This is a genomic window from Microbacterium sp. BLY, from assembly GCF_017939615.1.
Lineage (GTDB): Bacteria > Actinomycetota > Actinomycetes > Actinomycetales > Microbacteriaceae > Microbacterium.
The window spans coordinates 219371-245819 of sequence record NZ_JAGKSR010000002.1; the positions used below are offsets into that span (position 1 = coordinate 219371).

A 26449-nucleotide genomic window follows, 5' to 3' on the forward strand; every position below is an offset into this window, starting at 1 on the left:
CGGGGTCGGCCTGGGCCGCCGGGCCGGTGGGTGTTGCCCTGTGGATAACGTCCGCGGAGGTGGTGACCCCCGGGGCACACTGTCCGCATGATCTCTCGCGCGCGTTCGCTTCTCCGTGCCTTCCACGACGATGAACGGGGCGACGTCCCGGGATGGGTGCTTGTCACGCTGATGACCGCGGGACTCGTGGTACTCATCTGGGCGGTCGCGGGCCCGGCGCTCACGTCGCTGTTCGAACAGGCCATCCAGCGGGTGTCGGGGCTCTGACGTGCGGCTGTCCGCCGCCCTCGACGAGCGCGGGTCGAACCCGGTGGAGTTCGTGCTGGTCGGCACGCTGCTGACCGCCCTCACCCTCGCGGTGCTGCAGCTGGCCTTCGCGATCTACGTGCGTAACGTCCTCCACGACGCGGCCGTCGAGGGGGCGTACTACGCGGCTCTCGCCGACACCACCACGCAGGAGGGGGAGGAGCGGGCGCGCGAGGTCATCCGCCGCGCGGTCGGTGCCTCGTATGCGGACGACATCACCGTCGCGCCGTCCCGGCAGGGCGAGAAGGGCACCGTCGAGGTGTGCATCCGTGCCACGCTTCCGGTGTTCGGGCTGCTCGGGGTGCCTGCCGGACTGCAGGTGGAGGCCCAGGCCCCGGCGGAGTCGTTCGATGCGGAATGAGGCGGGTTCGAGTTCGCTGGAGTTCATCGCGGTCGGCGTCCTGCTGCTCGTCCCGCTCCTCTACCTCGTGATCGCGATCGGCGCAGTGCAGGAGCAATCCCTGGGCGTCGAAGCCGCCGCGCGTCAGGCCGCCCGGGCCCTCGCGGCGGCGCCGACCACCGCGCAGGGTGCCGAACGCGGCGAGCAGGTGCTGGCAGGGATCATCGACGAGTACGGCCTCGACCCCGACGCGATCGAGGTCGCCGTCACCTGCACCCCGCGGAGCACGGCATGCCCCACGGCGGGAGCGACGGTGCGGGTGACGGTCTCGACGCGGGTGGCGCTGCCGCTGGTCCCGAGCGTGCTCGGTCTGGACGAAGCCGTATCGGTCCCGGTCGAAGCCGTGTCGGTGCAGAAGGTGTCCCGGCGGGGGAGCGACGGATGAGAGTGCGTGTTCTCGGACGGGCCGGCAGTGCGGCGGATGCCGACGACGGGAGCGTCCTTCTCCTCGTCCTCGGGTATCTCCTGCTCGCGCTGGCCGTGATCTTCGTCTGTGCCTGTGCGACGGATCTCTACGTCGCGCAGAAGCGCCTGGACGGGCTCGCCGACGCGGCGGCGCTCGCCGGCGCCGACGGGTTCACGGTGCAGGTGGTGGGGGAGACGCCGCAGGCCGCGCTCACCGACGACGGGGTCTCGGCGGAGGCGCGTCCGCTCGTCAGCGACGCCGGCTTCGAGGCGACCGTCGTCGAGGCGGGCACGCCTGACGGCGTCAGCGCCCGCGTCACGGTCGCGGCGGTCTGGCACCCGCCGCTGATCTCGCCCTTCGTCCCCGACGGGATGACACTGCAGGCGACCGCGACGAGTCGCACGGCTCTGCGCTGATTCGTGGCTGTCGCGCTCTCCGGCGGGAATGCGCTCCCAGGGGACGATGGCGACGATTCGTGATGACATCCGAGTGTCTTCGTGTGAGGTGTTTGATATCTTCCATGTGTGCGAAATGACGCGATATGAACCTGCCCCGGACGGTCTTGGCTCTGGTTGCCGCGCTATTCGTCGTGGGGACGAGCGGGTGCGCGGGGTCAGGCGGAGGTTTCTCCGATCTGACGAGCGCGGCGTCGACGGGCATCGAGCTCCCCGCCGGCCTTCCCGCGAATGTGCTCCAAGGGTTCGAGGTCGACAGCGCGCGCTGGGTCGGCGCCAGCGGTGACGCGGATGTGTGGGTCGCGCACGGCGAAGAGCATCCGATCTGCTTCCTGACGTCGTCCGGCGACCGCTGGTTCAGCGCATGCGGAAGCGGCGGCACCTACTCCTTCGGCGATGAGACGTACTGGGTCATTCCCGACGGAGGCGCGGTCCCGGCGGAGGCGGTGCCCATCTCTCGGAACGTGTATCGAGCCCCGTAGGCGCGCGATCGCTCAGTCGCCCTCCGGCGGGGCCGGGGCGCCCGGGGGAGTGCGGGGCACGAACCGGGGGATCCAGCGGAGGAATCCGGCCGCGCCGACGAGCCCGATCACGCCCATCGCTCCCGCCGCGAACGACAGGGACGCGATCGCCGTGATGCCGGAGACGAGGAGCGGGGCCACCGCGCCACCGGCGTCGGTCAGGGTCCGCCACGAGCCGAGGAAGGCCGCGGGGTCGCGTCGGGGCGCCACGTCCGCCCCCAAGGTCAGCAGGATGCCGCTCGACAGTCCGTTGCCGACCCCGAGCACGGCCGCGAACATGCCGAACCAGAGCACCGCGGAATCGAGGTCGTGTGTGACCGACAGGGCGAGGAACCCGGCGCCCATCAGCACCATCGCGGGCATCGCCGCCCAGAGCCGACCGAAGCGGTCCATCACCTGCCCGCTCGCATAGAACAGGGCGAAGTCGATCGCTCCGGAGACGCCGACGACGAGCGCGATGGTCGAGGCGTCGAGGCCCAGCGAGAGCCCCCACAAGGGCAGGACCACCTGTCGAGCCGAGCGCAGCGCCGAGAGAGACGCGGCGGCGAGCCCCAGCCGGCCGAGCACACCGCGCTGCCGCCACATCGTCTGGAAGATGCCCGCCCGCTCGATCGTCGGGATCGATCCGCTCACGGCCTCACCGCTGTCCTCCACGAACCGGTCGGTCGTGCGCAGAGGCGCCACGGTCTTCTCGGGATCGGGCCCGAAGAGCACCAGCACCACCATCACCACGAGGCAGGCGAGGAAGAACCAGATGGCCGCGGCCTCGGTGCCGAAGAGCTGGAGGAGCCCCGCGGAGACGAACGGTCCGATGAAGATGCCCAGACGGAAGCTCCCGCCGAGCAGGGAGAGCGATCGGGCGCGGAACGCCAGCGGCACCCGGGTGGTCATGAACGCATGCCGCGCCAGTCCGAAAGCGGCGGCGCACAGGCCGAGGAGGAACACCGACGCCGCGAGGACCCCGAGCGACGGTGCGAACACCATCCCGGCGGCCGCGAGGATCGCGATGCCGCCCGCGATCACCATCGTGAAGCGCTCGCCGATGCGTCCCACCGCCCATCCCGCCGGCAGGTTGCCGCAGAGCTGGCCGACCACGAGCGCCGAGGCGACGAGGGCCGCGAAAGCGACATCCGCCCCCATCGACGCGGCGATCACGGGGATGAGCGGGATCACTGCCCCTTCGCCGAGCGAGAAGAGGACGGTCGGCAGGTACACCATCGGCCCGAACTGACGGAGGACCGTGGATGCACTGCTCACGTCCCTCACGCTACTCCGCCCGGTGTCGGGCCCCCGACACCGCCGTCCCCGCAGGAGCGGGCGGCACGTTAGGCTGAGGTGTCATGCTCGAACTAGATCTCTCCGCCGAAATCCAGGCGCTCAGGCACACCTTCGGCGACATCAGCGAGGTCGTCGATGTCAACCGTCTCCGCGAGGACATCGCGCGGCTCAGCGAAGAGGCCGGCGCGCCCGACCTCTGGGACGACACCGAGAACGCGCAGAAGGTCACCAGCGCCCTGAGCCACCGCCAGTCGGAGCTCGCCCGCATCACCGGCATCGCCCAGCGCCTCGATGACCTCGAGGTGCTCGTCGATCTGGCGAACGAGATGGGCGACGAGGAGTCGGCGATCGAGGCGCGCAAGGAGCTGCAGACGCTCACCGACCTCATCAACCAGCTGGAGGTGCAGACGCTGCTCGACGGCGAGTACGACGACCGCAGCGCGATCGTCACGATCCGCTCCGGTGCCGGCGGCGACGACGCCACCGACTTCGCCGAGATGCTCATGCGCATGTACCTGCGCTGGGCGGAGCGCCACAAGTACCCCGTGAAGGTCATGGACACCTCGTACGCGGAGGGCGCCGGCATCAAGTCCGCGACCTTCGAGATCGACGCGCCCTACGCCTTCGGCACGATCTCCGTCGAGGCCGGGACCCACCGCCTCGCGCGCATCAGCCCGTTCGGCTCCGCGGACAAGCGCCAGACGTCGTTCGCCGCCGTCGAGGTCATCCCGCTCATGGAAGAGGCGACCGAGGTCGACATCCCCGAGAGCGACATCCGGGTGGACGTCTTCCGCTCCTCCGGTCCCGGTGGGCAGTCGGTCAACACCACCGACTCCGCGGTGCGCATCACGCACCTCCCGACCGGCATCGTCGTGTCGATGCAGAACGAGAAGTCGCAGATCCAGAACCGCGCCGCGGCGATGCGCGTGCTGCAGAACCGCCTCCTTCTGCTGCAGAAGGAGCAGGAGGCCGCCAAGAAGAAGGAGCTCGCGGGCAACATCACCGCGAGCTGGGGCGACCAGATGCGCTCCTACTTCCTCTACGGTCAGCAGCTCGTGAAGGACCTCCGCACCGGACAGGAATCCGGCAACCCGGCCGCCGTGTTCGACGGCGACCTCGACGACTTCATCTCGGCGGGCATCCGCTGGCGCAAGCGCAAAGACGAAGACTGACACCACGACGAAGGCCCCGGGGAATCCCCGGGGCCTTCGTCGTGCGCGGAGCGCTGCGCGTCAGCGCGCGGTGGCCTCGACGGTCACCCGGGCGACCTCCTGCAGCAGTTCGTCGGTGATGACCACGACGTACGACGAGCTCTGGGCGACGTCGAACGAGATCGTGCCCTCGGCGGACTTGCCGGCCGTGAGCTCCCCGGACTCGAGGGTGGCGTCGCCGAAGATGTCGTAGTCGCCCTCCGTGCCGTCCGCGGTCTCGACCGCGAAGTAGAGCGGGTTGACGTATGTCGTGCCGTCGAGGGACTCCCACGCGAGATCCAGCACCAGGTATCCGCCGTTGGTGGCCTCGAACGAGGAGCCGTTGGATGTGCCCCACGTGGCCGACCGGATCGTGACTTCGGCGGTGCCGGACATCTGCGGAACCGTCACGGCCTCGCCGAGCGTCCCCTCGGAGACCTCGCCCGTGCCGCCGTCGGTGTCCGGCGCGGTCGTCTCGGTGCCGTCGCCGAAGTCAGGGAGGGTGTCCGGGCGTACGGAGTTCGCGACCGTGACGACGAAGACGATGCTCACGATGATCGCGACGATCCCGCCGAGCACGGACACCCCGAGGCCGGTGATGCCCGGCCACTTCGTGCCCTTCAGGAACAGCGAGATCAGCGAGACGATGAACCCGGCCGCGAGCAAGAACCACGCGAACGGAAGGGTGAGCGGGATGAACGCGAGGATGAGACCGAGAGCGGCGATCCCCAGGCCCACCAGGCCGAGGACGGACACCTTCTTCGGCCCTTCCGGAGCAGTCGTCGCGCCCGGGTACGGCTGGCCCGGGTACGGCTGCCCGGGATAGGGAGCCTGGCCCGGGTACTGGCCGGCCGACGGCTGCCCCGGGTACCCGCCGGCGCTCTGCTGACCCGGGTACCCGCCGGCGCTCTGCTGCCCCGGGTAGGCGCCCGGCGCCGCATAGCCGCTCTGGCCGGAGTACGCGCTCTGGCCGGGTGGAACCGGCGCTGCCGGAGGCGCGGTCGCCAGGCCGCCGTCGGCCGCCGGCGGGACCACGGGCGCCGCCCCGGGGAGGTCATGCGCGCCGCTGGCCGGCGCGGTCCAGTCCTGCGCGGGCTCGGGCGAGACGATGAAGTCGGTCGCGGGCTCGTCCGGGGCGATCTCGCGCTCCGCGGCGACCGCCGCGGGGGTGGACGGCTCCGTGGCAGACGCCGCGGCGGCCTCCTCGATCGGGGCGACCGGAGTGTCCTCGGGAACGCTCGCGGGCGGCGCGTCCTCGGGAACGCTCGCGACGGCGTCCTCCGAGGCCGCGGAAGCGCTGTCCGCGGGCGTGCTCTCCGCGGGGGTGGTCTCCGCGACCGCCTCGTCGGTCGCCGCAGCGGTCGTGTCGGGTGCGAAGTGCTCCGTCCACTGCTGGCCGTCCCACCAGCGCAGGCGCCCGGAACCGTCGTCGTACCAGCCGGCAGGTGTCGTCATGGGGGTCCCCTCCGTGTGTGCGCTCGCACGATGGACGCGAGTCGACACTCCATGTATAGCAGCGGGGAGGGACGCCGATGTGGTCGGAGGACGGGGAGGAATACCCATGTCGCCTGCGGCGCCGCGGGGTGTCGCACGCGGCCGCGGCCGGTGCCGCGCTTAGGCTCGAATCGCCATGATTCGGTTCGAGAACGTCACGAAGCGCTACCGCGGGACGTCGAAGCCCGCCCTGTCCGGTGTCGACTTCGAGGTCCAGCGCGGGGAGTTCGTCTTCCTCGTCGGTGCCTCGGGTTCCGGCAAGTCGTCCTGCCTGCGTCTGATCCTGCGCGAGGACGTGCCGACCAGCGGTCGTGTCGCCGTCCTCGGCCGCGACCTGCGGGCCCTCGCCAACCGGAAGGTGCCCTACTTCCGACGCCACATCGGCTCGGTCTTCCAGGACTTCCGGCTGCTGCCCTCCAAGACGGTCGCGCAGAACGTCGCCTTCACACTGCAGGTCACCGGCTCCTCGCGGGGCTTCATCCAGCAGGCCGTCCCCGAGGCGCTCGCGCTCGTCGGGCTCGACGGCAAGGAGAAGCGCATGCCGCACGAGCTCTCCGGCGGTGAGCAGCAGCGCGTCGCGATCGCCCGGGCCCTCGTCAACCGTCCGCAGGTGCTGCTCGCCGACGAGCCCACCGGAAACCTGGATCCCGCGACCTCCGTCGACATCATGCAGCTGCTCGCCCGCATCAACGCCGGCGGCACCACGGTGCTGATGGCCACGCACGAGGCCGGATTCGTCGACCAGATGCGTCGTCGCGTCATCGAGCTCCGTGACGGAGAGATGGTCCGCGACGAGGTGCACGGCGGGTACGGCGACACCTCCAACATCCCGCGCCTCGGGCCGGAAGAGGTGCGCGGTGCCGCCGCCGCCGCCGCCCTGACCGCCGTGCAGGAGGTGCAGCGGCAGACCGCCGACCTCTCCGTGGTCCGCGCCGCCCTCGCCGAAGAGCTGGACGCGCAGCGCCGGGCCGCCGCCGCGGCGCCCGCTGTCACCAAGCCCGCCGCCGAACCGAGACCGCAGGTGGTCGAGCCGCCCGAGCCCGAGCGGGACGCCGGGGTGGTCGAGCCGCCCGACGCCGTGGAGCAGCCCGCACCGGAGCAGCCGGCAGCCGAGCGCGCCGCCGCGCTGCCGCCGCGCACCCACCCGATCGTGATCCCTGAGGTGGATGTCGCCGAACTCGGCGTCGCCGACCGCCTCGGACTGTCCGACCAGGACGACGAGGAAGTGGGCCCGACCTCATGAGAATCGGCCTGATCTTGACCGAGGCCCTCGTCGGCCTGCGGCGCAACATCTCGATGGTGATCTCCGTCGTGCTCGTCACCTTCGTGTCGCTGACGTTCGTCGGTGCCGCGATCCTCATGCAGTCCCAGATCGGCGTGATGCGGGGTTACTGGGCCGAGCGTGCCCAGGTCGCCGTGTACATGTGCTCGGCGGTCTCGGAGTCGGACACCTGTGTGGACGGGGCCGCGAGCGAGGAGCAGGTCGCCGCGGTGCGCGCCCAGCTCGAGGGCGACGCGTTGTCCCCGCTCATCAGCTCGGTGAGCTTCGACACGAAGGAGGAGACCTACGCCAAGCTCGTGGAGCAGGTCGGCGAGGAGCAGGCCAGCGTGCTCTCACCGGACCAGGCGTTCGAGGTCTTCTTCGTCACGATGAAAGACCCCGGGCAGTCGCAGGTCCTCGCCGAGGCGTTCAGCGGGCAGGCGGGTGTCGAACAGGTGCAGGACCAGCTCCAGTACCTCGAACCGCTGTTCTCCGCGCTCACGGTGGCGACCTACATCGCCGTCGGTATCGCCGTCCTCATGCTCATCGCCGCGACCCTGCTGATCGGTACGACCATCCGTCTGTCCGCCTACGCGAGACGGAAGGAGATCGGGATCATGCGCCTGGTGGGTGCCTCGAACCGCTTCATCCAGACACCCTTCGTGCTCGAGGGCGTGTTCGCCGCCTTCCTGGGCTCGGCCCTCGCCAGCGCGGCGGTCGTGGCTGGCATGCACTTCGGCGTGAACGGCTACCTGCGCGGACGTGTGCCCTTCATCACCACGTGGGTGACGATGCAGGATGCGATCCTCGTGGTCCCGGTCCTGGTCGGCATCGGTGTCGTCCTCGCCGCCCTGTCCGCCGGGTTCGCGATCCGGCGCTGGCTGCGCACCTGATACTCTGAAAGGCTGCTCGACCGATCCGCTGTCGAGCCGTCCATCGCATCACAGCACAGGAGATCATCATGCCCAGGGAACGCGGGGAGAAGGTCATCGCGACCAATCGTCGCGCGCGTCACGACTACAACATCGAGAAGTCGTACGAGGCGGGGATGGTGCTCACCGGCACCGAGGTCAAGTCACTGCGCCAGGGGCGCGCGAACCTCAGCGACGGCTACGCGTTCGTGAAGGGCAACGAGGTCTTCCTGGACGCCGTGCACATCCCGGAGTACTCGCAGGGGCACTGGACGAACCACTCGGCCAAGCGCATCCGGAAGCTCCTCCTGCACCGGGAGGAGATCGCGAAGCTCGCGCACGCCGTCTCCGCCGGGGGATACACGCTCATCCCCCTGAAGCTGTACTTCTCGGACGGCCGCGCCAAGGTCGAGATCGCCCTCGCGAAGGGCAAGCGCGAGTTCGACAAGCGGCAGGCCCTCCGCGAGCGTCAGGACTCCAGGGAAGCCGAGCGCGCGATGCGCCTGCGCAACCGCATGGGCGAGTAGCCGCTCAGAGGCTCGGCGTGAAGCCGAACACCCGGCCGAGGAAGGCCAGCTCCCGCTCCAGGGCGTCCACGATCGTCTCCGCGCTGCGGAAACCGTGGCCCTCGCCCGGATAGAGCACGTACTCGTGGTCGATCCCGTTCGCCGCCAGGGCGTCGCGGATCGCCTCGGACTGGGACGGCGGCACCACGCGGTCCTCCCCGCCCTGCAGCAGGAGCACGGGCACGTCGATCCGGTCGGCGTGCGTGAGGGGCGAGCGCTCGATGTACACGTCCTCCGTAGCGGGGAGGGGGCCCACCAGGCCATCGAGGTACGACGCCTCGAAGTCATGGGTCTCGGCGGCCAGCATGCGCAGGTCCGCGACGCCGTAACGGCTGATGCCCGCGGCGAACGTCCCGCCGCGGACGAGCGCCGAAAGCACCGTCCATCCGCCGGCGGATCCGCCGCGGATCGCGATGCGGGCGGGGTCGGCGAGCCCGGCCTCGGCGAGGCCCCGGGCGGCTGCGATCACGTCGTCCACGTCGACGACGCCCCACTGGCCCTGGAGACGGTCCCGATACGCGCGTCCGTATCCGGTGGACCCGCCGTAGTTCACGTCCAGCACCCCGATGCCGCGGCTCGTGAAGAAGGCGATCGAGGCGGAGGCGGCACCGGTCACGTGCGCGGTCGGTCCGCCGTGCACGAGGACGACGTAGGGCGGCAGCTCGCCGTCGACCCCGGTGGCCTCGGGGGAGGCCGGGGGATACGCGAAGGCGTGGACCGGACCGTGCGCGCCCTCCACGACGAGCTGTTGCGCGCCCGGCATCCAGTCGCGGTCGACGGGGAGGCCACCGGTGACGGTCTCCACATCGCCGGTGTCGGTGTCGACGCTCCAGACGCCGGACGTCACCGTCGAGCCGTCCCCGCTCAGCAGCACCCGCGAGCCGGAGACGTCGTCGACGCTGAGGTGCCCGTCGCCGGGCACCGCGAGCGGTCGGACGGAGCCGTCCGGGGACACGATCTGCACGGCGTCGCGCCCGTTCGTGCGGACGGCCACGACGGCTCCGTTCTCCTGCACCTGGAACCAGCGGTTGCCGAGCACCCAGAGCCCGTATCCGGTGTCGGCGTCCGAGGAGGTCAGGGCCCGCGGCGTCCCGGCGCGGAGGCCGTCCAGGGGGAGGAGCTGGAGCTGCCAGCGTCCCGTGGCGTCGTCCGCGAAGACGAGGGCGTCGTCGCCGGCCCACTCCGGCTGCAGGGCCGCCGACGTGGGGACGTGCGTCACCGTCCCGCCGGTCGGCGATCCGATCGCGAGCGCGGCGCTCTCCCACGGCATGCTGTCGGCTTGCCACTCGACCCAGGCGACACGGGTGCCATCGGGAGACAGTGCCGGGTGCGCGAAGAATCCGGGGCCCTCGGCGATCACGCGCACCGCGGCCGGATCGTCCGCGGCGGATCCGTCCAGCGGGATCTCCACGATCGCGCGGCGGTGCGGCACGGCCGAGAGGTCTTCCCGCACGGCGAACAGACGGCCACCCTGCACGCGCAGCCCACCGTGCGAGGGACCGGCGGCGGTGAGGGGCTGAGGCTCCGCCCCCCGATCCATCCGATGCACGCGCTGGTCGGCGCCCGAGACGAAGTACAGCGTGTCGCCCTCGGCCGTCCACGCGCCCCCGCCGTACTCGTGCACGCGGGAGCGCGCATTCCACGGGGCGGGGAGGATCTCCGCGCCCGTCGAGCTGCGCACCGTCACCCGTCCGCCCTCCGCCGGGACGGACTCGCCCCACCACACCTCGTCGCCCACGAAGCGGGCGCCGTCGATGCGCGGGGACGCCCCGGCGACGGCCGCGGCGGTGAAGGGGGAGGACCAGGAACCGAACGGGGAGGACATGCCTCGAGCCTATGGGCGGTGACACACGACGTCACACTCGTGCGGGCGGGCGAGGCGGTGTTCTAGGTTTCTGGAAACGCCCGGTCCCCTCCGGGCGTGGAGCGACAGCCGAGCCCGGCACCCGCCCGCGAACGACGTGCTCTTCGTCGTGCGCGGACCCCGGCCCCTGTCCCCTGGAGTGAAGATGTCTTCCACGATCGACGCCTCCCGTGTGCCGTTCTCCTTCGAGCTCTATCCGCCTCGGTCGGAGTCGAGCCAGGAGGCGCTGCACGACACCGTCCGCCGCCTCGCCGCGGCCGGGCCCGAGTTCCTCTCGGTGACCTACGGTGCCGGCGGGTCGACCGGAGGCCGCTCGCTCGACGTGCTGCGCTTCATCCGGGAGCACACCGACGTCGAGCCCCTCGCGCACCTCACCTGCGTCGGCAACACCTACGCCGGGGCGACCGCCCTCATCCGCGAGTTCCTCGACGCCGGGATCCTCCGCTTCCTCGCCCTCCGCGGCGATCCGCCCGCCGGGCAGACCGAACCGTTCCTGGGAGACCTGGAGAGCGCCGCCCAGCTCGTGCAGCTCATCGACCGCGTGCAGGCCGAACGCGCGCCCTATCGGGAATCCCCGGTACCGGGCCTTCCGGGTGCCGCGCTCGTGGCGCCCCGGCAGAAGGTGGACATCGCGGTCGCGGCCTTCCCGAAGGGGCACCCGCGGGCGACGCACCGCACGCAGGACGTCGAGGCACTGCTCGCGAAGCAGGCGGCTGGTGCGACCTTCGCGATCACGCAGCTGTTCTTCCACCCCGACGACTACCTCGCCTTCGTCGAGCGCGCCAGGGCGGGCGGCGTCACCATCCCGATCCTCCCCGGCATCATGCCGATCACGTCACCGGCCCGGCTGGCCCGCGTGCTGGAGCTGACGGGGGAGGACCTGCCGAGCGAACTCGCGATCGCCCTCGATGTCGAGCCCACGGCGGAGGGGCGTCGGGAGATCGGGATCACGTGGGCCGCGCGCCTCGCGGCCGATGTCGTCGCCGGCGGCGCCCCCGGCGTGCACCTCTACGCCTTCAACCAGCACGAGACCGTCCTGACCGTCCTCGCCGAAGCCGGCATCCTCCCGGCGCTCCGGCACTAGACCCCGCCGAAAGGAAACATCATGACCGCATTCCCCGAGGGCACCATCCTCGGCTATCCCCGCATCGGCCGCCGCCGCGAGCTGAAGAAGGCCGTCGAGGCGTTCTGGGCCGGACGCATCGACGAGGAGGAGCTGGAGCGGACCGCTGCAGACCTGCGTCGGGCGACGCGCGAGCGTCTCGCCGCCCTCGGTCTCGGCCGCACGGACTCGGCCATCCCGGAGTCCTTCTCGTACTACGACCAGGTCCTGGACGCCGCCGTCACGGTCGGGGCCATCCCGGCGCGCTTCGACGACCTCCGCGAGGCCGACGGGACGATCGGACTCTCCGCGTTGTTCACCATCGCCCGGGGCGAGGGCGACAGGGCGCCGCTCGAGATGACGAAGTGGTTCGACTCGAACTACCACTACCTCGTGCCCGAGATCGGACCGGAGACGGTGTTCTCCCTCTCCGGCGACCGGCTGGTGCGGGAGGTCGCGGAGGCGGTCGCGGACGGGTTCGTCACCCGCCCGGTGATCGTCGGACCGGTCACGCTCCTGGCCCTGGCGAAGGCCTCGGACGCCGCGCCGGAGGGTTTCGATCCGCTGTCGCGCCTCGATGACCTCCTCCCGGTGTACGCCGACCTGCTCGCCCGGCTGCGTGCCGCCGGGGCCGAGTGGGTGCAGCTCGACGAACCCGCGCTCGTGAGCGAGTCGCTGCCGGCCTCGACCACGCAGCTGGCGTCCGCCGCAGAGCACGCACTCGCGGCCCTGGGCGGCGCCGCCGATCGGCCCGCGCTCCTCATCGCGGCGCCGTACGCGAGCCTCGGCGACACCTTCGCCACCGTGGCCGCCGCTCCCGTCGAGGCGATCGCCGTGGACCTCGTGCGTGGCGTCGTCCCGGACGCCGTGCCCGGGCTGGAGGGCAAGACCCTCGTCGGCGGTGTGGTCGACGGGCACAACATCTGGCGGGGCGACCTCGCTGCGGCGTTCGCCTCCCTGGAGGCGCTCCGCGCTCTGGGCGCGCCGGTGTCGGCCGCGACGTCCACCTCGCTGCTGCACGTGCCGCACGACGTCGAGGACGAGACCGCCCTGGACCCGCGCCTCGTGTCGTGGCTCGCGTTCGCGGATCAGAAGGTGCAGCAGGTCGTCGTCCTCGCCCGCGGTCTGGCCGAGGGGCGCGCGGCGATCGCCGCCGAGCTCGATGCCGCGACCGCCGCGCTGCAGGACCGCCTGTCGGCACCCGGCGTCCGCGACGGCGCCGTCCGGTCCCGCTCCCTCACCGACGCCGACTTCGCCCGCGCACCGTACCCGGAGCGGGAGGAGGCGCAGCAGGCGCTCGGCCTTCCCGCGCTGCCGCTGACGACGATCGGCTCGTTCCCGCAGACCGGTGACATCCGGCGGGCCAGGGCCCAGTTCCTGCGCGGCGAGGTGCCCCAGGACGACTACGAGGAGTTCCTGCGCCGCGAGGTCGCCGCGGTCGTGTCGCTGCAGGAGGACCTTGGGCTCGACGTGCTCGTGCACGGCGAGCCGGAGCGGAACGACATGGTGCAGTACTTCGCGGAGCATCTCGACGGGTTCGCGGTCACCGAGCACGGCTGGGTGCAGTCGTACGGCTCCCGGGCCACCCGTCCCTCCATCCTGTGGGGAGACGTCTCCCGGCCGGCGCCCATCACGGTGGCCTGGTCGGCGTACGCCCAGTCGCTCACCGCGAAGCACATGAAGGGCATGCTCACGGGCCCGGTCACGATCCTCGCGTGGTCGTTCGTCCGCGACGACCAGCCTCTCGGCGAGACCGCCAACCAGGTGGCGCTCGCGCTGCGTGAGGAGATCGCCGACCTCGAGGCGGCGGGCATCCAGGTCATCCAGGTCGACGAGCCGGCGCTGCGCGAGCTGCTGCCGCTCAAGCAGGCCGATCAGCCCGCGTACCTCGACTGGTCGGTCGCCTCGTTCCGCCTGGCCACGGGCGGCGCGGCCGCGGCGACGCAGGTGCACACGCACCTCTGTTACTCGGAGTTCGGCGTCGTCATCGACGCGATCCGGGCGCTGGATGCGGACGTCACCTCGATCGAGGCCGCGCGCAGCCGCATGGAGGTCGTCGCGGACATCGCCGAGGTCGGCTTCGATCACGGCATCGGCCCGGGCGTGTACGACATCCACTCGCCGCGCGTGCCGACGGTCGAGGAGGTCGAGTCGCTGCTGCGCCGCGCGGTCGACGAGATCCCGCTCCGTCAGCTCTGGGTGAACCCCGACTGCGGTCTGAAGACCCGCGGTTACGCGGAGACCACGGCCTCGCTCCGGAACATCGTCGAGGCGACCCACCGGGTCCGCGCGGACGTCGCCGTCACGGCCTGACGTCCCCTGTACGACGAAGGCCCTCCCGGTGATCCGGGAGGGCCTTCGTCGTACGTGTCAGACCGCTCGGAGGACGGCGACGACCTTGCCGAGCACCACGGCCTCGTCGCCCAGGATCGGTTCGAACGCGGAGTTCCGGGGGAGCAGCCAGGTGTGTCCGTCGCGGCGGCGGAGCACCTTCACCGTGGCCTCGCCGTCGAGCATGGCGGCGACGATCTCGCCGTTCTCCGCGGTGTTCTGCGACCGGACCACGACCCAGTCCCCGTCGCAGATGGCGGCGTCGATCATCGATTCGCCGGAGACCTTGAGCATGAAGAGATCGCCCTTGCCCACGAGCTGCCGGGGAAGGGGGAAGATCTCCTCGACCTGCTGATCGGCGGTGATCGGCACACCGGCGGCGATGCGGCCGACGAGGGGGACCAGGGCGGCGTCGCCGACGGGGGTCGCGACGTCGGCGGGATTCTCGGCTCCGGTGCCGGGGAGGTCGATGAGGACCTCCATCGCCCGGGTCTTGCCGGGATCGCGGCGGAGGTAGCCGCTGAGCTCGAGCTGCCCGAGCTGGTGCGTGACGCTGGACAGCGACTTCAGCCCGACGGCGTCGCCGATCTCGCGCATGCTCGGCGGGTAGCCGTTCTGCGCGATCGAGGTCTGGATGACCTCCAGGATCGCCATCTGCTTCGGGCTGAGGCTCTTGCGACGGCGGGTGCGCGGCGCCTCGGATTCGAGGGCTGAGGTGTCGCTCATGGTGCTCCTTCAGTGCGTGATCCGACGTGCCGCTTCGAATGTCGGTGGCCCGTGGTGGGGTGTCCTTATCGAAACCGTATCCGAGAAGAGCGCCGATCTGGAAGATCTGTTCGAGCGTGTCGGTCGATTCCCCGATCCGGCTTTCGAAGACAGCTTGACAGATGTTCGAAATCGAAGATATCTTCGGAACGTAGCTTCGCATCCACGCCTCCCGGCCGAGACGCGGATGCGAAAGCTACGCCAACCTCCCCGGGCCGACGGCACCGGGACAGCTAAGGAGCAGACATGAGCAGCATCAGCCTCAGCACCGCGACCGCCCTTCCGGCATCGGCCCGTCCGGCCACCCGGCTGCGGATCACGGCGCGAGGCCGCCGCACCCTGCTCGCTCTCGCCTCGATCCCGCTCGCCGCCGGTATCGCGTTCGCGGCCATCAGCGGTGGCAGCGCCATCGCGTCGGGCGCCGATGCGCCGGCCGCTGCCGTCGAGACGGTGACGGTCATGCCCGGCGACACCCTGTGGTCCATCGCGAGTGCGATCGCCCCCGAGGCCGATCCGCGCGATGTCATCGGTGAGATCAGCCGGATGAACCTGCTCCGTGGCGGCGAGCTGCAGGTCGGCCAGGAGCTCGCGCTCCCGGCTCGCTACACCGACTGACGTCGGGAGGCCCTCGGTGCCCGCGGTTCTTCCGTCGTCACGATGACCTCGATGCCGCGTGCGGCTCTTAACATGGGAAGGGTGACCTTCTCCCTCAATGATCTCCCGCTCCGCGACGATCTGCGCGGACTCACGCCGTACGGGGCCCCGCAGGCGCCCCTTCCGGTCGCGCTGAACGTCAACGAGAACACGCATCCGGTTCCGGACGCGGTCGCCAGCGACATCCTGGACGACATCGCGGTGGCGATCCGGGACGTGAACCGCTACCCGGACCGCGAGTTCACGACGCTGCGGGAGGCTTTCGCCGGCTATCTCGGCCACGGTCTGACGGCGGAGCAGATCTGGGCCGGCAACGGCTCCAACGAGGTGCTGCAGCACATCTTCCAGGCCTTCGGCGGCCCGGGCCGCACGGCGTTCGGGTTCAGCCCGACCTATTCGATGTACCCGCTCATCGCCAAGGGCACGGGAGCGTCCTGGATCGCCGGGACGCGGCAGCCCGACTACACCGTCACGCCCGAGGACGCGGCCCAGCAGGTGCGCGACGCCGACCCCGACATCGTGATCCTCTGCTCGCCCAACAACCCGACAGGGACCCCGCTCGGGCTGGACGTGGTGGAAGCGGTCTACGACGCCGCCCGCGGCGTCGTGATCGTCGACGAGGCCTATCAGGAGTTCGCACCGCGGGACGCGTCGTCCGCGCTCACGCTGCTGGAGGGGCGTCCCCGTCTCGCCGTCTCGCGCACCATGAGCAAGGCGTTCGCCTTCGCCGGGGCGCGCGTCGGCTATCTGGCGGCCGACCCGGCGTTCATCGACGCGCTGCGTCTCGTGCGGCTCCCGTACCACCTGAGCGCCCTGACGCAGGCGGCCGCGGTCGCGGCGCTCCGCAACGCCGACGTCATGCTGGGCATGGTGCAGGAGATCGTGGAGCAGCGGGACCGCATCACGGCGACGCTCGAGGCGCTCGGCTACACGCCGCACCCGTCCTGGTCCAACTTCGTGCTGTTCGGCGGCGTCGCCGACCCGCAGGCCACCTGGCAGCAGCTTTACGACCGCGGCGTGCTCGTCCGCGATGTCGGCATCCCCGGTCACCTGCGCGTCAGCGCCGGCACGGAGGCGGAGACGACCGCGTTCTTGGATGCTCTGGCCTCGATAGGATCGGCATCATGACCATCCCCGCGCCCACCGCCCGGACCGCGAGCCGCGTGCGCACCACGTCGGAGTCGACCGTCGAGCTCGAGCTGAATCTCGACGGCACCGGTGTGAGCCGCATCGACACCTCGGTGCCCTTCTTCGACCACATGCTGACGGCGTTCGCGAAGCACTCGCTCACCGACCTCACCGTCCGTGCCTCCGGGGACACCCACATCGACGCGCACCACACCGTGGAGGACGTCTCGATCGTCCTCGGTCAGGCGATCCTCGCCGCCCTCGGCGACAAGTCGGGCATCTCGCGTTACGGCGATGCGCTCGTCCCGCTGGACGAGGCGCTCGCGCAGGCGGTCGTCGACATCTCGGGTCGTCCCTACCTCGTGCACGAGGGGGAGCCGGCCGGCTTCGAGCACCACCTGATCGGCGGCCACTTCACCGGGTCGCTCGTGCGCCACGTCTTCGAGGCGATCACCTTCAACGCCGCGCTCACCGTGCACGTCCGCGTGCTGGGCGGCCGCGATCCGCACCACATCGCGGAGGCCGAGTTCAAGGCGTTCGCGCGCGCGTTCCGGCAGGCGAAGGCCCTGGACCCGCTCGTCGACGGCATCCCGTCCACCAAGGGAGCATTGTGAGCGCCGCTCCCCGCGTCGCGGTCTTCGACTACGAGTCGGGCAACGTCCACTCCGCGGTCAAGGCGCTCGTCGCCGCGGGTGCCGATGCCGTCCTCACGCGTGACCGCACGGAGGCGCTCGAGGCCGACGGTCTCCTCGTCCCCGGCGTCGGCGCGTTCCAGGCCGTTCGCGACGCCCTGCACGCGCACGGCGGGGACGAGATCATCGGGCGTCGGCTCGCGGGCGGTCGTCCCGTGCTCGGCATCTGCGTCGGCATGCAGGTGCTCTTCGAGCACGGCGTCGAGCGCGGTCACGACACGGCGGGCCTCGGTGAGTGGCCCGGAGCGGTCACCGAGCTCAACGCTCCGGTGCTGCCGCACATGGGCTGGAACACAGTGGAGCCGGGGGAGGACAGCGTGCTGTTCCGCGGCATCGAGCAGGAGCGCTTCTACTTCGTGCACTCGTACGCGGCGCAGTCGTGGGAGCTGGACGTGATCCCGCCGTTCCCGCAGCCCGTGCTGACGTGGGCGACCTACGGCGACCCGTTCCTCGCGGCGGTCGAGAACGGCCCGCTCTCGGCCACCCAGTTCCACCCCGAGAAGTCCGGCGAGGCCGGCATCCAGCTGCTGCGCAACTGGGTGCAGAGCCTCTGACACCAGCCGCCTCATCGCCGCGCGTCATGCGTTTTGTCTCGCGCCGTGCGGCGGACTACCCTCGTCTCTCGTGCCCTCTCGGGCCATAGAGCCACCCGAACCAAGGACCCCATGAACGACTTCGCGCAGTCCCCTTCGCTCACGCTCCTTCCCGCGGTCGACGTCGCCGGCGGCAAGGCGGTCCGTCTCACGCAGGGGGAGGCCGGCACCGAGACCAGCTACGGCGACCCTCTGGACGCCGCCGGGGAGTGGGTGTCGCAGGGGGCCTCCTGGATCCATCTCGTCGACCTCGACGCGGCGTTCGGGCGCGGCAGCAACGCCCCGATCCTGCGCAAGGTCATCAAGCAGTTCAAGAACGTCAACGTCGAGCTCTCGGGCGGGATCCGCGACGACGCGAGCCTGGAGGCGGCGCTGGAGAGCGGCGCCGCGCGCATCAACCTCGGCACCGCCGCGCTGGAGAACCCGGAGTGGGCCGCCGACGTCATCAGCCGGTTCGGCGAGGCGATCGCCGTCGGCCTGGATGTGCGCGGCACGACCCTCGCGGCCCGCGGCTGGACGAAGGAGGGCGGCGACCTCTGGGAGGTGCTCGAGCGCCTCGAGGACGCCGGATGCAGCCGCTACGTCGTCACCGACGTGACGAAGGACGGGACGCTGCGCGGCCCGAACCTCGACCTCCTGCGCGAGGTGACCTCGCGGACGCCCAAGCCGGTCGTCGCATCGGGGGGGATCTCGAACCTCGACGACATCGCGGCGCTGCGCGCGCTGGTCCCGCTGGGCGTCGAAGGCGCCATCGTCGGCAAGGCCCTGTACGCCGGGGCGTTCACGCTGGCGGAGGCACTGGATGTCGCCGGAGACTGACCCGCACGCCTGCGGTCCCGAGTCGCACCACCGGGCCGATTCCGCCGGGGTGCCCTGGGAGGGGCGGCGCTTCGAGTCGAATCCGCACACCGCGGACGACGGCTCGGCGGATCCGGCTCTCCTCGCCGCGCTCCACCGCTTCCGCGCCGGGGAGGGGAGTCAGACGGAGGTCGTCGACGCCTTCCGCTCCGCCCGGGTGCTGATCCCGCTGATCGCCGAGAAGGGCGAGGAGGGCGTGGCTCCCAGCGGGCTCGTGGTCGACAAGACCCAGGAGCTGTCCATCGTCACCGTCGCCGCGCCCGACGGCCGGCGCGTCCAGCCGGTGTTCTCCTCGGTGGAGACGATGCAGCGCTGGGACGCCACCGCGCGTCCGATCCCGGTGGAGGCGGTGCGTGCCGCGCTGGCGGCGGCGTCGGAGGACACCGACCTCATCGTGCTCGACCCGACATCGGACACCGAGTTCGTGATCCGGCGTCCGGCCGTCTGGGCGATCGCCCAGGGGCACGGATGGGAGCCGAGCTTCTTCTCGCCCGAGGTGGTCACGGCGCTCCGCGAGAGCATCGCGCACGAACTGGCGGTGATCGATGTCGCCGTCGCTCCCGGAGACCCGGACGCGCGGCTTCGCGGTCCCGAGCTCATCGTGGTGCTGGAGCTCGTGGACGGCCTGGAGCGTGAGGTGCTGGATGCGGTGCTCGCCCGCCTCGCCCAGCGGTGGGCGGCGGACGACCGCATCGCCGTCCTCGCGGATTCGCTGACGGTCAAGCTCCGCCGCAGCGCCTGAGGCGGAGCGCGGCCCGGGTCAGGTGACCGGGCCGGTCCACTTCTCGCCGGGTCCCTTGCCGATCGGGTCGGGGATGGACGAGGTCTCGCGGAAGGCGAGCTGCAGCGAGCGGAGACCGTCACGCAGTGACCGTGCGTGCATGTCGCTGATCTCAGGAGCGCCGGCGGTGATGAGTCCGGCGAGGGCGTTGATGAGCTTGCGCGCTTCGTCCAGGTCGATCTGGGCCGCCGCGTCGGGGTCGTCCGCGAGACCGAGCTTGACGGCTGCCGCGCTCATGAGGTGCACGGCCGCGGTCGTGATGACCTCGACGGCCGGGACATCGGCGATGTCGCGGACGGCCGACGAGGCGGCCTCCTCCTGACGTGCCCATCGCTCCTCGCGCTCGCGCGCCGCCTCGTCCGATGCCTGGTTCGTCACTTCGCCTTGCTTTCTGTTAGACTTTGGCGGGCTCCGGAGCGTCATGCTCTGGAACGAAAGAGGATTCACTTCCCACCCGCGCTTGCCGTTCCAGGCTACCGGGTCTTGCACTCCGCCGGCTCCGATCGTCACGAGGGGACCGGTAGACAGGGTGCGGAGCCGGCGTCTGAGAGCCGGTGGGTGGGGGACGACTCCGATTTCGCCCGGGATGCAGACAGCATCGCGGTGGCCGAATCACATCGTCTAAGGAGCTCCGCATCAGCGATCCCCGTACCAATGAGCGCATCCGCGTCCCCGAGGTCCGCCTCGTCGGCCCCGCGGGTGAGCAGATCGGCGTTGTCCGCATCGAGGCAGCGCTGCGTCTCGCCCAGGAAGCCGATCTCGACCTCGTCGAGGTCGCCCCGAACTCGAAGCCGCCCGTCGTCAAGATCATGGACTACGGCAAGTTCAAGTACGAGGCCGCGCAGAAGGAAAAGGAAGCGCGTCGCAACCAGGCGAACACGATCCTCAAGGAAGTCCGCTTCCGTCTGAAGATCGAGGCGCACGACTACACGACGAAGCTCAAGCGTGCCGAGGGCTTCCTCAAGGCCGGTGACAAGGTCAAGGCCATGATCCTCTTCCGCGGTCGCGAGCAGTCGCGTCCGGAGCAGGGTGTGCGTCTGCTGCGCAAGTTCGCCGAGGACGTCGCCGAGTTCGGCACGGTCGAGTCGAACCCGACCATCGACGGCCGCAACATGGTCATGGTCGTCGCGCCGCACAAGAGCAAGTCCGAGGCGAAGCAGGAGCAGAACGCCGTGCGTGCCGCGAACAAGCAGGCCGCGCGCGACGCGAAGAACGACGCGGACGCCTCCGCGGACGCCCCGGCGGAATAAGCCCCGCCCCCAGAACTCCCGCACCGCGGGTTGACCCCGTCGCCTGACAAGGCGCCATACGAAGGAAGAGAAGATGCCGAAGCAGAAGACCCACTCGGGTGCTAAGAAGCGCTTCAAGATCACCGGCAGCGGAAAGCTGAAGAAGCAGCAGGCCGGGATGCGCCACAACCTCGAGCACAAGTCGAGCCGCCGCACCCGTCGCCTCAACCAGGACCAGGTGCTGTCGAAGGCAGACACCAAGGTCGCGAACAAGCTTCTCGGTCGCTGACGCGCCGAACGCACGATAGGAACACAGGAAAATGGCAAGAGTCAAGCGGGCGGTCAACGCCCACAAGAAGCGTCGGGTCATCCTCGAGCGCGCCTCCGGCTACCGCGGTCAGCGTTCGCGCCTCTACCGGAAGGCCAAGGAGCAGGTCATCCACTCCCTGGTCTACTCGTACCGGGACCGTCGCAAGCGCAAGGGCGACTTCCGTCGTCTGTGGATCCAGCGCATCAACGCTGCGGCCCGCCAGAACGGCATGACGTACAACCGCTTCATCCAGGGTCTGGGCCTCGCGGGTGTCACGGTCGACCGTCGTATGCTCGCCGACCTCGCGGTGAACGACGCCGCGACGTTCGCGACGCTGGTCGAGACGGCGAAGAAGGCTCTGCCCTCCGACGTCAACGCGCCGAAGTCGGCTGCGTAAGCATCACGCTTCCGAACGGGCGTCTTCCTCCGGGAAGGCGCCCGTTCCGCGTATCCGGGCCGCCGCGGGCTGACCGTAGACTGAGATCGTGCTGGAGAACCCCCGTTCCCCCCGAGTCCGTGCCGTCGCCAAGCTGACCAAGCGCAGCGCGCGCACCGAGACCGGTCTTTTTCTGCTCGAAGGTCCGCAGTCCGTCCGTGAGGCGCTGACGTACCGTCCCGAAGCGATCGTCGAGCTGTTCGCGACCCCGCACGGGTGGGAGAAGCACCCGGACATCCGGGCGAAGGCGGACGACGCCGGCATCGAGGTCGAGTACGTGAGCGAGGACGTGCTCAACGCCATGGCCGACACGGTGACGCCCCAGGGGCTGGTCGCCGTGGTGCGTCAGACGCCCACGTCGGTCCGTGAGATCTTCGCGGGCACGCCGCAGCTCGTCGCGATCTGCGAGGAGGTGCGCGACCCGGGCAATCTGGGCACCATCATCCGTGCGGCGGACGCCGCCGGTGCCGACGCCGTCGTGCTCACCGGCCGGACGGTCGATCCCTACAACCCGAAGGTCGTCCGGGCGACGACCGGCTCGCTCTTCCATCTGCCGGTCTCCGTCGGGGGAGACCTCGACGAGGTCGCTCGGCGCGCGCACGACGCCGGCCTCCGGATCCTCGCCGCCGACGTCAAGGGCGACGACCTCCTCGCGGCGCGCGCCGAGGGCATCCTCGCGCAGCCGACCGCGTGGCTGTTCGGCAACGAGGCGCGCGGGCTCGAGGACGAGGCGCTGACGAGGGCCGACCGCGTCCTGCGGCTGCCGATCTTCGGCCGGGCCGAATCGCTGAACCTGGCCACCGCGGCGAGCGTCTGCCTGTACGAGAGCGCGTTCGCGCAACGCGCGGCCGCCACCGGCTGACCGGGCGACGGACGGGACGCGCGATGCGGATACTGATCGTCGAGGACGACGAGCGGGTGGCGGGGGCACTGCAGGCCTTCCTCGCGCGCTCGGGCTATGCCACGGTGCACGCCGCCGACGGAGCCGCGGCGATGGAGCACCTCGACGCCGACACCGAGGTGGTGCTGCTCGATCTCGGGCTGCCCGACGTCGACGGCATCGATCTGTGCCGGCGCATCCGGGGGCGCTCCGACGTCCCGATCGTCATCGTGACCGCGCGCAACCAGGTCGCGGAACGGATCAAGGGGCTGCGCGCCGGCGCGGATGACTTCGTCGTGAAGCCATACGACGTGCACGAGCTGCTGGCGCGGATCGAGGCCGTCACCCGTCGGTCGCGACCCCTGCGCAGCGAGCCGGAGACCCGGGTGCTGCTCCACGACGGCGCAGTGCAGATCGACCTCGTGGCCAGAGAGGTGCAGATCGGCGGCGTGCCGCTCGGGCTCACCCGCAAGGAGTTCGACATCGTGGGGGTCCTCGCCCGGTACCCGGGAGTGGCGGTGCCCAAGGAGCGGCTCATCCGCGAGGTCTGGAACACGGACTGGCGGGGCTTCGGTCACTCGCTCGAGGTGCACGTCGCGGCGATCCGCAAGAAGAGCGGGGACCGCGCGTTCATCGAGACCGTGCGGGGTGTCGGCTATCGGCTCGCGGGGTCCTGACGCGTGCGCCGCCGTCTGATCGTCGTCTTCCTCGTTCCGCTGGTCCTCGTGCTCGTCGCGCTCGGCGGCGTGGCCGGATGGAGCGCGGCCCGCAGTGTGCAGCAGTCCTTCTACGCGGATCAGCTGGGAGACCTCGGATACTTCGCCACCAGCGCCCGGCAGGCGCTGCGGTCGGGGAGCCCGGCGGTCATGGATGCCGAAGTGCGTCGGTTCCAGGAGGTGTACGGGATCGAGGTGACCGTGTTCGACCTCACCGGCAGCCCGTGGGCGGCGGGCGACCACGGTGACACGGTGCTGTCGGAGGAGGACGCGCAGCGGGTGCGGCTGGCGTTGTCGGGGCGGCGGGCCGAGCAGCCGACGGCGTCGCCGTGGGTGGTGTCCGATGCGGCGCTCGTCGAGCCGGTGTTCGATGACGGCGACGTGATCGGCGCGGTGCTCGTGGCGGGTGGGACGGAGATCCCTCAGGGCGTCATCGTGCGGCAGACGCTCGTGCTGGGCGCGATCGTCCTGCTGCTGAGCGGTCTCGGGGTGCTCCTGGTCGCCGGCCTCGCGCGCTGGGTCCTCTCGCCGGTGCGCCGGCTGGACGAGGCGATGGCCGCGATCGAGCGCGGCGAGATGGACGCCCGTGTGGCCGAGGGGACGGGGCCGCCGGAGCTCCGGCGGATGACGAGGGTATTCAACGGCATGGCCGACGAGATCGAGCGGGTCATGACCCGGCAGCAGGAGTTCGCGCTGAACGCCTCGCACGAACTGCGCAATCCTCTCAACGCCCTCCTGCTCCGGGTCGAGCATCTGGCGACGGGACTGGGCAGGGACTGGGCGCACGACGTCGAGGAGACTCGGGAGGAGGGCCGGCGGATGACGCGGATCCTGGAGACTCTGCTCGGGCTGGCCCGCGGCGGTCGTACCGACTCCACGATGTCGGCGGTCGATCTCGGGGCCGTCGCCGCCCGGCGCGTCGAAGCCTGGCAGGAGGTGGCGGCGCAGCGGGCGATCGTGCTGACGCGCACGGGCGACCCCTCGGTGATGACCGTGACGGATCGGACGATCGTCGAGAGCGCCCTGGATGCGGCGATCGACAACGCCGTGAAGTACTCGCCGGAGGGCTCGACCATCGAGGTGGGGGCGCAGCGTGCGGACGACGAATGTCGGCTGACCGTGCGCGACCACGGCCCCGGCCTGACGCAGGAGCAGACCTCCGCGGCCGCCGATCGCTTCTGGCGCAGCCCGGACAGCGGCGACATGCCGGGCACGGGGCTCGGCCTCGCGATCGCGACCGACCTCCTCGCGACGGTCGGGGGCGCGCTCCGCGTGAGCGGCGCGGACGGCGGGGGCCTCCTCGTGACGCTCGTCCTGCCGACGGAGGCGGCGTCGTGAGTCGGGGAGGACGGCGTCTGCTCGCCGGACTGCTCGCGGTCGTGGCGGCGGCGGCGCTGAGCGCGTGCGGCCCGCGCTCCGAAGGGTGGCCGGAGTCGTCGTCCGTGATCGCCGCAGGCAGCCCGACCGGTGTCTACCACGACTACGGCAGCCGCCTCGCGACGGAGCTGTCGGAGCGCCTGGGTGTGGACGTCGTGGCTGAGGAGACGGCGGGGTCGGTCGACAACCTCCTGCGCGTGAGCTCGGGAGCGGCCCTGCTCGGATTCGCGCAGGGCGACGCCGCGGCCGATGCCGTCGCCGGGACGGGCGCGTTCTCCGCGCCGTTGGACATCGCGGCCGTGGCGCGCCTCTATGACGAGTACCTCCAGGTGGTGGTGCGGGAGGACTCCGCCCTCGACGACATCGCGGATCTCGCCGGCCGCCGGATCTCGCTCGGCGCGGAGAACTCCGGGGTGAACGTCATCGCGGGGCGTGTGCTCGACGCGGCGGGGGTCGCGGTCGAGGCGATCGACGATCCTCAGCTCGACCTCGGGGGATCGATCGCGGCGATGGAGCGGGGGGAGATCGACGGGTTCTTCTGGGTGGGCGGGCTGCCCACGCCCGGCATCGCCGGGCTCGCCGACTCCGTCGCGGTCCGGCTGCTTCCCGTGGACCAGGACTGGGTGAACGCGGTGAACGAGCGCTACTCGCATGCGTATCGCCCCGCCGACGTGCCCGCCGGAACCTACGGTCTCGACGCTGCGGTCGTGACCATGGCCGTTCCGAACTACCTGGTGACGGCCGGCGGCACCCCCGCCGGAGTCGTGCACGATGTCGTCGCGGGTCTCTTCGAGGCGCGAACGACCATCGCGGCGGATGTTCCCGCGGCGGCGCTGCTGGACCGGCGGTCGGCGATCTTCACGGGCCCGGTGCCGCTGCATCCCGGCGCGGAGGACTACTACCGGGATCTGCGGCGCTGACCGCCGGGTTCCCCTCAAGAAATCCTCAAGATCCCTGACAGCCGTCCCCGTGCTCTGCCAGGGTGAGGTCGATCGCACACGATCGGACACCTGCTGCCTGCTGTCGCTGGGAGCGTGGCAGCAGGGCGATCCCGCGGCCCGAGGGGGCGGGCCGTGGGGTGCCCTTGCGAAGACGCATTGGCGCCGCGATCAGGTGATTACGAACGTGTAAACCTCACCGTGGTGCCTGGAACCGCGCGCATCGCGTGGCTAGTTTGGAGAAATGATGACCTCTGAAACCCCGCTCGTCGTCGTCGAGAACGTCCAGAAGCACTACGGCGAGTTCCAGGCGCTCAGCGACATCGACCTCACCGTCAACGCGGGGGAGGTCGTCGTCGTGATCGGCCCCTCCGGTTCGGGCAAGTCGACGCTCTGCCGCACGATCAACCGCCTGGAGACCATCACCAGCGGCTCGATCCGCATCGACGGCAAGGAGCTACCCGCGGAGGGCAAGGCTCTCGCGCACCTGCGGGCCGACGTCGGCATGGTCTTCCAGTCGTTCAACCTCTTCGCGCACCTCACGATCCTCGAGAACGTGACGCTCGGCCCGATCAAGGTCCGTGGCCTGAAGAAGTCCGACGCCGAGGCGGAGGCGATGATGCTCCTCAAGCGCGTCGGCGTCGCCCAGCAGGCGAACAAGCTCCCCGCGCAGCTCTCCGGTGGCCAGCAGCAGCGCGTCGCGATCGCGCGGGCCCTCGCCATGCAACCCAAGGTCATGCTCTTCGACGAGCCCACGAGTGCGCTCGACCCGGAGATGATCAACGAGGTCCTCGATGTCATGGTCGAGCTCGCCCATGAGGGCATGACGATGATCGTCGTCACTCACGAGATGGGCTTCGCGCGCAAGGCGGCCGACCGGGTCGTCTTCATGGCGGACGGCCGCATCGTCGAGGAGGCCACGCCCGAGGAGTTCTTCACGAACCCGAAGAGCGACCGCGCGAAGGACTTCCTCTCGAAGCTCCTCACGCACTGACTTCCCCCAGACC

Annotated in this window: 30 protein-coding genes; 25 read left to right on the plus strand and 5 right to left on the minus strand. The window is 70.8% G+C overall.

All coding sequences use genetic code 11. The annotated features are described in order from the left end of the window. Window positions 1–87 precede the first annotated feature (87 nt). The 5 genes from KAF39_RS15575 (at window position 88) to KAF39_RS15595 (ending at window position 2049) form a co-directional block, all read left to right on the plus strand. On the plus strand, window positions 88–267 hold the full coding sequence (locus tag KAF39_RS15575; RefSeq protein ID WP_210678397.1) for a hypothetical protein: 180 nt from the start codon (window positions 88–90) through the stop codon (window positions 265–267). 1 nt (window position 268) lies between these two features. Further along, entirely contained in the window at window positions 269–667 is a 399-nt protein-coding gene (locus tag KAF39_RS15580; RefSeq protein WP_307805234.1) for a TadE/TadG family type IV pilus assembly protein, read from the plus strand. After that, a complete protein-coding gene (locus KAF39_RS15585; protein WP_210678399.1) occupies window positions 657–1091 on the plus strand; it encodes a TadE family protein in 435 nt (144 codons plus the stop codon). The genes KAF39_RS15580 and KAF39_RS15585 overlap by 11 nt, the downstream gene beginning before the upstream one ends. Next, on the plus strand, window positions 1088–1528 hold the full coding sequence (locus tag KAF39_RS15590; protein ID WP_210678401.1) for a pilus assembly protein TadG-related protein: 441 nt from the start codon (window positions 1088–1090) through the stop codon (window positions 1526–1528). The genes KAF39_RS15585 and KAF39_RS15590 overlap by 4 nt, the downstream gene beginning before the upstream one ends. 125 nt (window positions 1529–1653) lie before the next feature. After that, window positions 1654–2049: a hypothetical protein gene (locus KAF39_RS15595; protein WP_210678403.1), complete on the plus strand. Its 396-nt coding sequence runs from the start codon at window positions 1654–1656 to the stop codon at window positions 2047–2049. A 12-nt stretch (window positions 2050–2061) separates the two neighbouring features. Here the strand turns inward: KAF39_RS15595 and KAF39_RS15600 are convergent, their stop codons facing one another. Then, window positions 2062–3306, minus strand: a complete 1245-nt coding sequence (locus KAF39_RS15600; RefSeq protein WP_210678514.1) for an MFS transporter — start codon at window positions 3304–3306, stop codon at window positions 2062–2064. A 122-nt stretch (window positions 3307–3428) separates the two neighbouring features. On the opposite strand from KAF39_RS15600, the gene prfB reads away from it, so the two are divergent. Further along, window positions 3429–4538 (plus strand): peptide chain release factor 2, encoded by a 1110-nt coding sequence (gene prfB / locus KAF39_RS15605; protein ID WP_210678405.1) that lies wholly within the window; start codon window positions 3429–3431, stop codon window positions 4536–4538. Window positions 4539–4598: 60 nt separating this feature from the next. Here the strand turns inward: prfB and KAF39_RS16070 are convergent, their stop codons facing one another. Further along, complete coding sequence (locus tag KAF39_RS16070) at window positions 4599–6011, minus strand: DUF2510 domain-containing protein (protein WP_246878782.1); 1413 nt, start codon at window positions 6009–6011, stop codon at window positions 4599–4601. Between the two features lie 175 nt (window positions 6012–6186). On the opposite strand from KAF39_RS16070, the gene ftsE reads away from it, so the two are divergent. The 3 genes from ftsE (at window position 6187) to smpB (ending at window position 8749) form a co-directional block, all read left to right on the plus strand. Continuing rightward, a complete protein-coding gene (ftsE, locus tag KAF39_RS15615; protein ID WP_210678407.1) occupies window positions 6187–7293 on the plus strand; it encodes a cell division ATP-binding protein FtsE in 1107 nt (368 codons plus the stop codon). Beyond that, window positions 7290–8204 (plus strand): permease-like cell division protein FtsX, encoded by a 915-nt coding sequence (gene ftsX / locus KAF39_RS15620; RefSeq protein WP_210678409.1) that lies wholly within the window; start codon window positions 7290–7292, stop codon window positions 8202–8204. The genes ftsE and ftsX overlap by 4 nt, the downstream gene beginning before the upstream one ends. Before the next feature lie 68 nt (window positions 8205–8272). After that, window positions 8273–8749, plus strand: coding sequence for an SsrA-binding protein SmpB (gene smpB, locus KAF39_RS15625; RefSeq protein ID WP_210678412.1), 477 nt, complete (start codon window positions 8273–8275; stop codon window positions 8747–8749). Between the two features lie 4 nt (window positions 8750–8753). Here the strand turns inward: smpB and KAF39_RS15630 are convergent, their stop codons facing one another. Continuing rightward, a complete protein-coding gene (locus KAF39_RS15630) occupies window positions 8754–10613 on the minus strand; it encodes a prolyl oligopeptidase family serine peptidase (protein ID WP_210678414.1) in 1860 nt (619 codons plus the stop codon). 184 nt (window positions 10614–10797) lie between these two features. On the opposite strand from KAF39_RS15630, the gene KAF39_RS15635 reads away from it, so the two are divergent. Both KAF39_RS15635 and metE read left to right on the plus strand, forming a co-directional pair. Further along, on the plus strand, window positions 10798–11736 hold the full coding sequence (locus KAF39_RS15635; RefSeq protein WP_210678416.1) for a methylenetetrahydrofolate reductase: 939 nt from the start codon (window positions 10798–10800) through the stop codon (window positions 11734–11736). Between the two features lie 21 nt (window positions 11737–11757). After that, on the plus strand, window positions 11758–14067 hold the full coding sequence (gene metE, locus KAF39_RS15640; protein WP_210678418.1) for a 5-methyltetrahydropteroyltriglutamate--homocysteine S-methyltransferase: 2310 nt from the start codon (window positions 11758–11760) through the stop codon (window positions 14065–14067). Window positions 14068–14124: 57 nt separating this feature from the next. On the opposite strand, the gene lexA is transcribed toward metE, so the two are convergent. Further along, entirely contained in the window at window positions 14125–14811 is a 687-nt protein-coding gene (lexA, locus tag KAF39_RS15645) for a transcriptional repressor LexA (protein ID WP_210678420.1), read from the minus strand. Between the two features lie 285 nt (window positions 14812–15096). Between lexA and KAF39_RS15650 the strand changes: the two genes are divergently transcribed. The 6 genes from KAF39_RS15650 (at window position 15097) to KAF39_RS15675 (ending at window position 19517) form a co-directional block, all read left to right on the plus strand. Then, on the plus strand, window positions 15097–15465 hold the full coding sequence (locus KAF39_RS15650) for a LysM peptidoglycan-binding domain-containing protein (protein ID WP_210678421.1): 369 nt from the start codon (window positions 15097–15099) through the stop codon (window positions 15463–15465). Window positions 15466–15537: 72 nt separating this feature from the next. After that, a complete protein-coding gene (locus KAF39_RS15655; RefSeq protein ID WP_210678423.1) occupies window positions 15538–16632 on the plus strand; it encodes a histidinol-phosphate transaminase in 1095 nt (364 codons plus the stop codon). Next, window positions 16629–17246, plus strand: a complete 618-nt coding sequence (gene hisB / locus KAF39_RS15660) for an imidazoleglycerol-phosphate dehydratase HisB (RefSeq protein ID WP_210678425.1) — start codon at window positions 16629–16631, stop codon at window positions 17244–17246. Before KAF39_RS15655 ends, hisB begins: the two co-directional genes overlap by 4 nt. After that, complete coding sequence (hisH, locus tag KAF39_RS15665; RefSeq protein ID WP_210678427.1) at window positions 17243–17878, plus strand: imidazole glycerol phosphate synthase subunit HisH; 636 nt, start codon at window positions 17243–17245, stop codon at window positions 17876–17878. The genes hisB and hisH overlap by 4 nt, the downstream gene beginning before the upstream one ends. A 111-nt stretch (window positions 17879–17989) precedes the next feature. Then, on the plus strand, window positions 17990–18736 hold the full coding sequence (gene priA, locus KAF39_RS15670) for a bifunctional 1-(5-phosphoribosyl)-5-((5-phosphoribosylamino)methylideneamino)imidazole-4-carboxamide isomerase/phosphoribosylanthranilate isomerase PriA (RefSeq protein ID WP_210678429.1): 747 nt from the start codon (window positions 17990–17992) through the stop codon (window positions 18734–18736). Beyond that, entirely contained in the window at window positions 18720–19517 is a 798-nt protein-coding gene (locus KAF39_RS15675; RefSeq protein ID WP_210678431.1) for an SseB family protein, read from the plus strand. Before priA ends, KAF39_RS15675 begins: the two co-directional genes overlap by 17 nt. Before the next feature lie 18 nt (window positions 19518–19535). On the opposite strand, the gene KAF39_RS15680 is transcribed toward KAF39_RS15675, so the two are convergent. After that, window positions 19536–19934 carry a DUF1844 domain-containing protein gene (locus tag KAF39_RS15680; protein WP_210678433.1) on the minus strand — a complete coding sequence of 133 codons (399 nt, stop codon included), beginning with the start codon at window positions 19932–19934 and terminating at the stop codon, window positions 19536–19538. A 233-nt stretch (window positions 19935–20167) separates the two neighbouring features. Between KAF39_RS15680 and infC the strand changes: the two genes are divergently transcribed. From infC to KAF39_RS15720, 8 genes are all read left to right on the plus strand, one after another. Continuing rightward, on the plus strand, window positions 20168–20806 hold the full coding sequence (gene infC, locus KAF39_RS15685) for a translation initiation factor IF-3 (RefSeq protein ID WP_370428515.1): 639 nt from the start codon (window positions 20168–20170) through the stop codon (window positions 20804–20806). A gap of 73 nt (window positions 20807–20879) precedes the next feature. Next, the gene (rpmI, locus tag KAF39_RS15690; RefSeq protein WP_116243323.1) at window positions 20880–21074 is read left to right on the plus strand and encodes a 50S ribosomal protein L35; all 195 of its coding nucleotides are present in this window, start codon (window positions 20880–20882) and stop codon (window positions 21072–21074) included. 31 nt (window positions 21075–21105) lie between these two features. Next, a complete protein-coding gene (gene rplT / locus KAF39_RS15695) occupies window positions 21106–21492 on the plus strand; it encodes a 50S ribosomal protein L20 (RefSeq protein ID WP_025105279.1) in 387 nt (128 codons plus the stop codon). 88 nt (window positions 21493–21580) lie between these two features. Next, on the plus strand, window positions 21581–22393 hold the full coding sequence (locus KAF39_RS15700; protein WP_210678435.1) for an RNA methyltransferase: 813 nt from the start codon (window positions 21581–21583) through the stop codon (window positions 22391–22393). 23 nt (window positions 22394–22416) lie between these two features. Further along, entirely contained in the window at window positions 22417–23088 is a 672-nt protein-coding gene (locus KAF39_RS15705; RefSeq protein ID WP_210678437.1) for a response regulator transcription factor, read from the plus strand. A 3-nt stretch (window positions 23089–23091) separates the two neighbouring features. Then, window positions 23092–24465, plus strand: coding sequence for a HAMP domain-containing sensor histidine kinase (locus tag KAF39_RS15710; protein ID WP_210678439.1), 1374 nt, complete (start codon window positions 23092–23094; stop codon window positions 24463–24465). Further along, window positions 24462–25424: a TAXI family TRAP transporter solute-binding subunit gene (locus tag KAF39_RS15715; protein ID WP_210678441.1), complete on the plus strand. Its 963-nt coding sequence runs from the start codon at window positions 24462–24464 to the stop codon at window positions 25422–25424. The genes KAF39_RS15710 and KAF39_RS15715 overlap by 4 nt, the downstream gene beginning before the upstream one ends. A 265-nt stretch (window positions 25425–25689) precedes the next feature. Then, complete coding sequence (locus KAF39_RS15720) at window positions 25690–26436, plus strand: amino acid ABC transporter ATP-binding protein (protein ID WP_210678516.1); 747 nt, start codon at window positions 25690–25692, stop codon at window positions 26434–26436. Window positions 26437–26449: the final 13 nt, after the last annotated feature.

Excerpts from the sequence above, each read along its gene's own strand:
- KAF39_RS15575 (WP_210678397.1), top strand. The coding sequence starts at position 88 with ATGATCTCTCGCGCGCGTTCGCTTCTCCGTGCCTTCCACGACGATGAA.
- KAF39_RS15585 (WP_210678399.1), top strand. The coding sequence starts at position 657 with ATGCGGAATGAGGCGGGTTCGAGTTCGCTGGAGTTCATCGCGGTCGGC.
- KAF39_RS15590 (WP_210678401.1), top strand. The coding sequence starts at position 1,088 with ATGAGAGTGCGTGTTCTCGGACGGGCCGGCAGTGCGGCGGATGCCGAC.
- KAF39_RS15595 (WP_210678403.1), top strand. The coding sequence starts at position 1,654 with ATGAACCTGCCCCGGACGGTCTTGGCTCTGGTTGCCGCGCTATTCGTC.
- KAF39_RS15600 (WP_210678514.1), bottom strand. The coding sequence starts at position 3,306 with ATGGTGTACCTGCCGACCGTCCTCTTCTCGCTCGGCGAAGGGGCAGTG.
- prfB (WP_210678405.1), top strand. The coding sequence starts at position 3,429 with ATGCTCGAACTAGATCTCTCCGCCGAAATCCAGGCGCTCAGGCACACC.
- KAF39_RS16070 (WP_246878782.1), bottom strand. The coding sequence starts at position 6,011 with ATGACGACACCTGCCGGCTGGTACGACGACGGTTCCGGGCGCCTGCGC.
- ftsE (WP_210678407.1), top strand. The coding sequence starts at position 6,187 with ATGATTCGGTTCGAGAACGTCACGAAGCGCTACCGCGGGACGTCGAAG.
- ftsX (WP_210678409.1), top strand. The coding sequence starts at position 7,290 with ATGAGAATCGGCCTGATCTTGACCGAGGCCCTCGTCGGCCTGCGGCGC.
- smpB (WP_210678412.1), top strand. The coding sequence starts at position 8,273 with ATGCCCAGGGAACGCGGGGAGAAGGTCATCGCGACCAATCGTCGCGCG.
- KAF39_RS15630 (WP_210678414.1), bottom strand. The coding sequence starts at position 10,613 with ATGTCCTCCCCGTTCGGTTCCTGGTCCTCCCCCTTCACCGCCGCGGCC.
- KAF39_RS15635 (WP_210678416.1), top strand. The coding sequence starts at position 10,798 with ATGTCTTCCACGATCGACGCCTCCCGTGTGCCGTTCTCCTTCGAGCTC.
- metE (WP_210678418.1), top strand. The coding sequence starts at position 11,758 with ATGACCGCATTCCCCGAGGGCACCATCCTCGGCTATCCCCGCATCGGC.
- lexA (WP_210678420.1), bottom strand. The coding sequence starts at position 14,811 with ATGAGCGACACCTCAGCCCTCGAATCCGAGGCGCCGCGCACCCGCCGT.
- KAF39_RS15650 (WP_210678421.1), top strand. The coding sequence starts at position 15,097 with ATGAGCAGCATCAGCCTCAGCACCGCGACCGCCCTTCCGGCATCGGCC.
- KAF39_RS15655 (WP_210678423.1), top strand. The coding sequence starts at position 15,538 with ATGGGAAGGGTGACCTTCTCCCTCAATGATCTCCCGCTCCGCGACGAT.
- hisB (WP_210678425.1), top strand. The coding sequence starts at position 16,629 with ATGACCATCCCCGCGCCCACCGCCCGGACCGCGAGCCGCGTGCGCACC.
- priA (WP_210678429.1), top strand. The coding sequence starts at position 17,990 with ATGAACGACTTCGCGCAGTCCCCTTCGCTCACGCTCCTTCCCGCGGTC.
- KAF39_RS15675 (WP_210678431.1), top strand. The coding sequence starts at position 18,720 with ATGTCGCCGGAGACTGACCCGCACGCCTGCGGTCCCGAGTCGCACCAC.
- rpmI (WP_116243323.1), top strand. The coding sequence starts at position 20,880 with ATGCCGAAGCAGAAGACCCACTCGGGTGCTAAGAAGCGCTTCAAGATC.
- rplT (WP_025105279.1), top strand. The coding sequence starts at position 21,106 with ATGGCAAGAGTCAAGCGGGCGGTCAACGCCCACAAGAAGCGTCGGGTC.
- KAF39_RS15705 (WP_210678437.1), top strand. The coding sequence starts at position 22,417 with ATGCGGATACTGATCGTCGAGGACGACGAGCGGGTGGCGGGGGCACTG.
- KAF39_RS15720 (WP_210678516.1), top strand. The coding sequence starts at position 25,690 with ATGACCTCTGAAACCCCGCTCGTCGTCGTCGAGAACGTCCAGAAGCAC.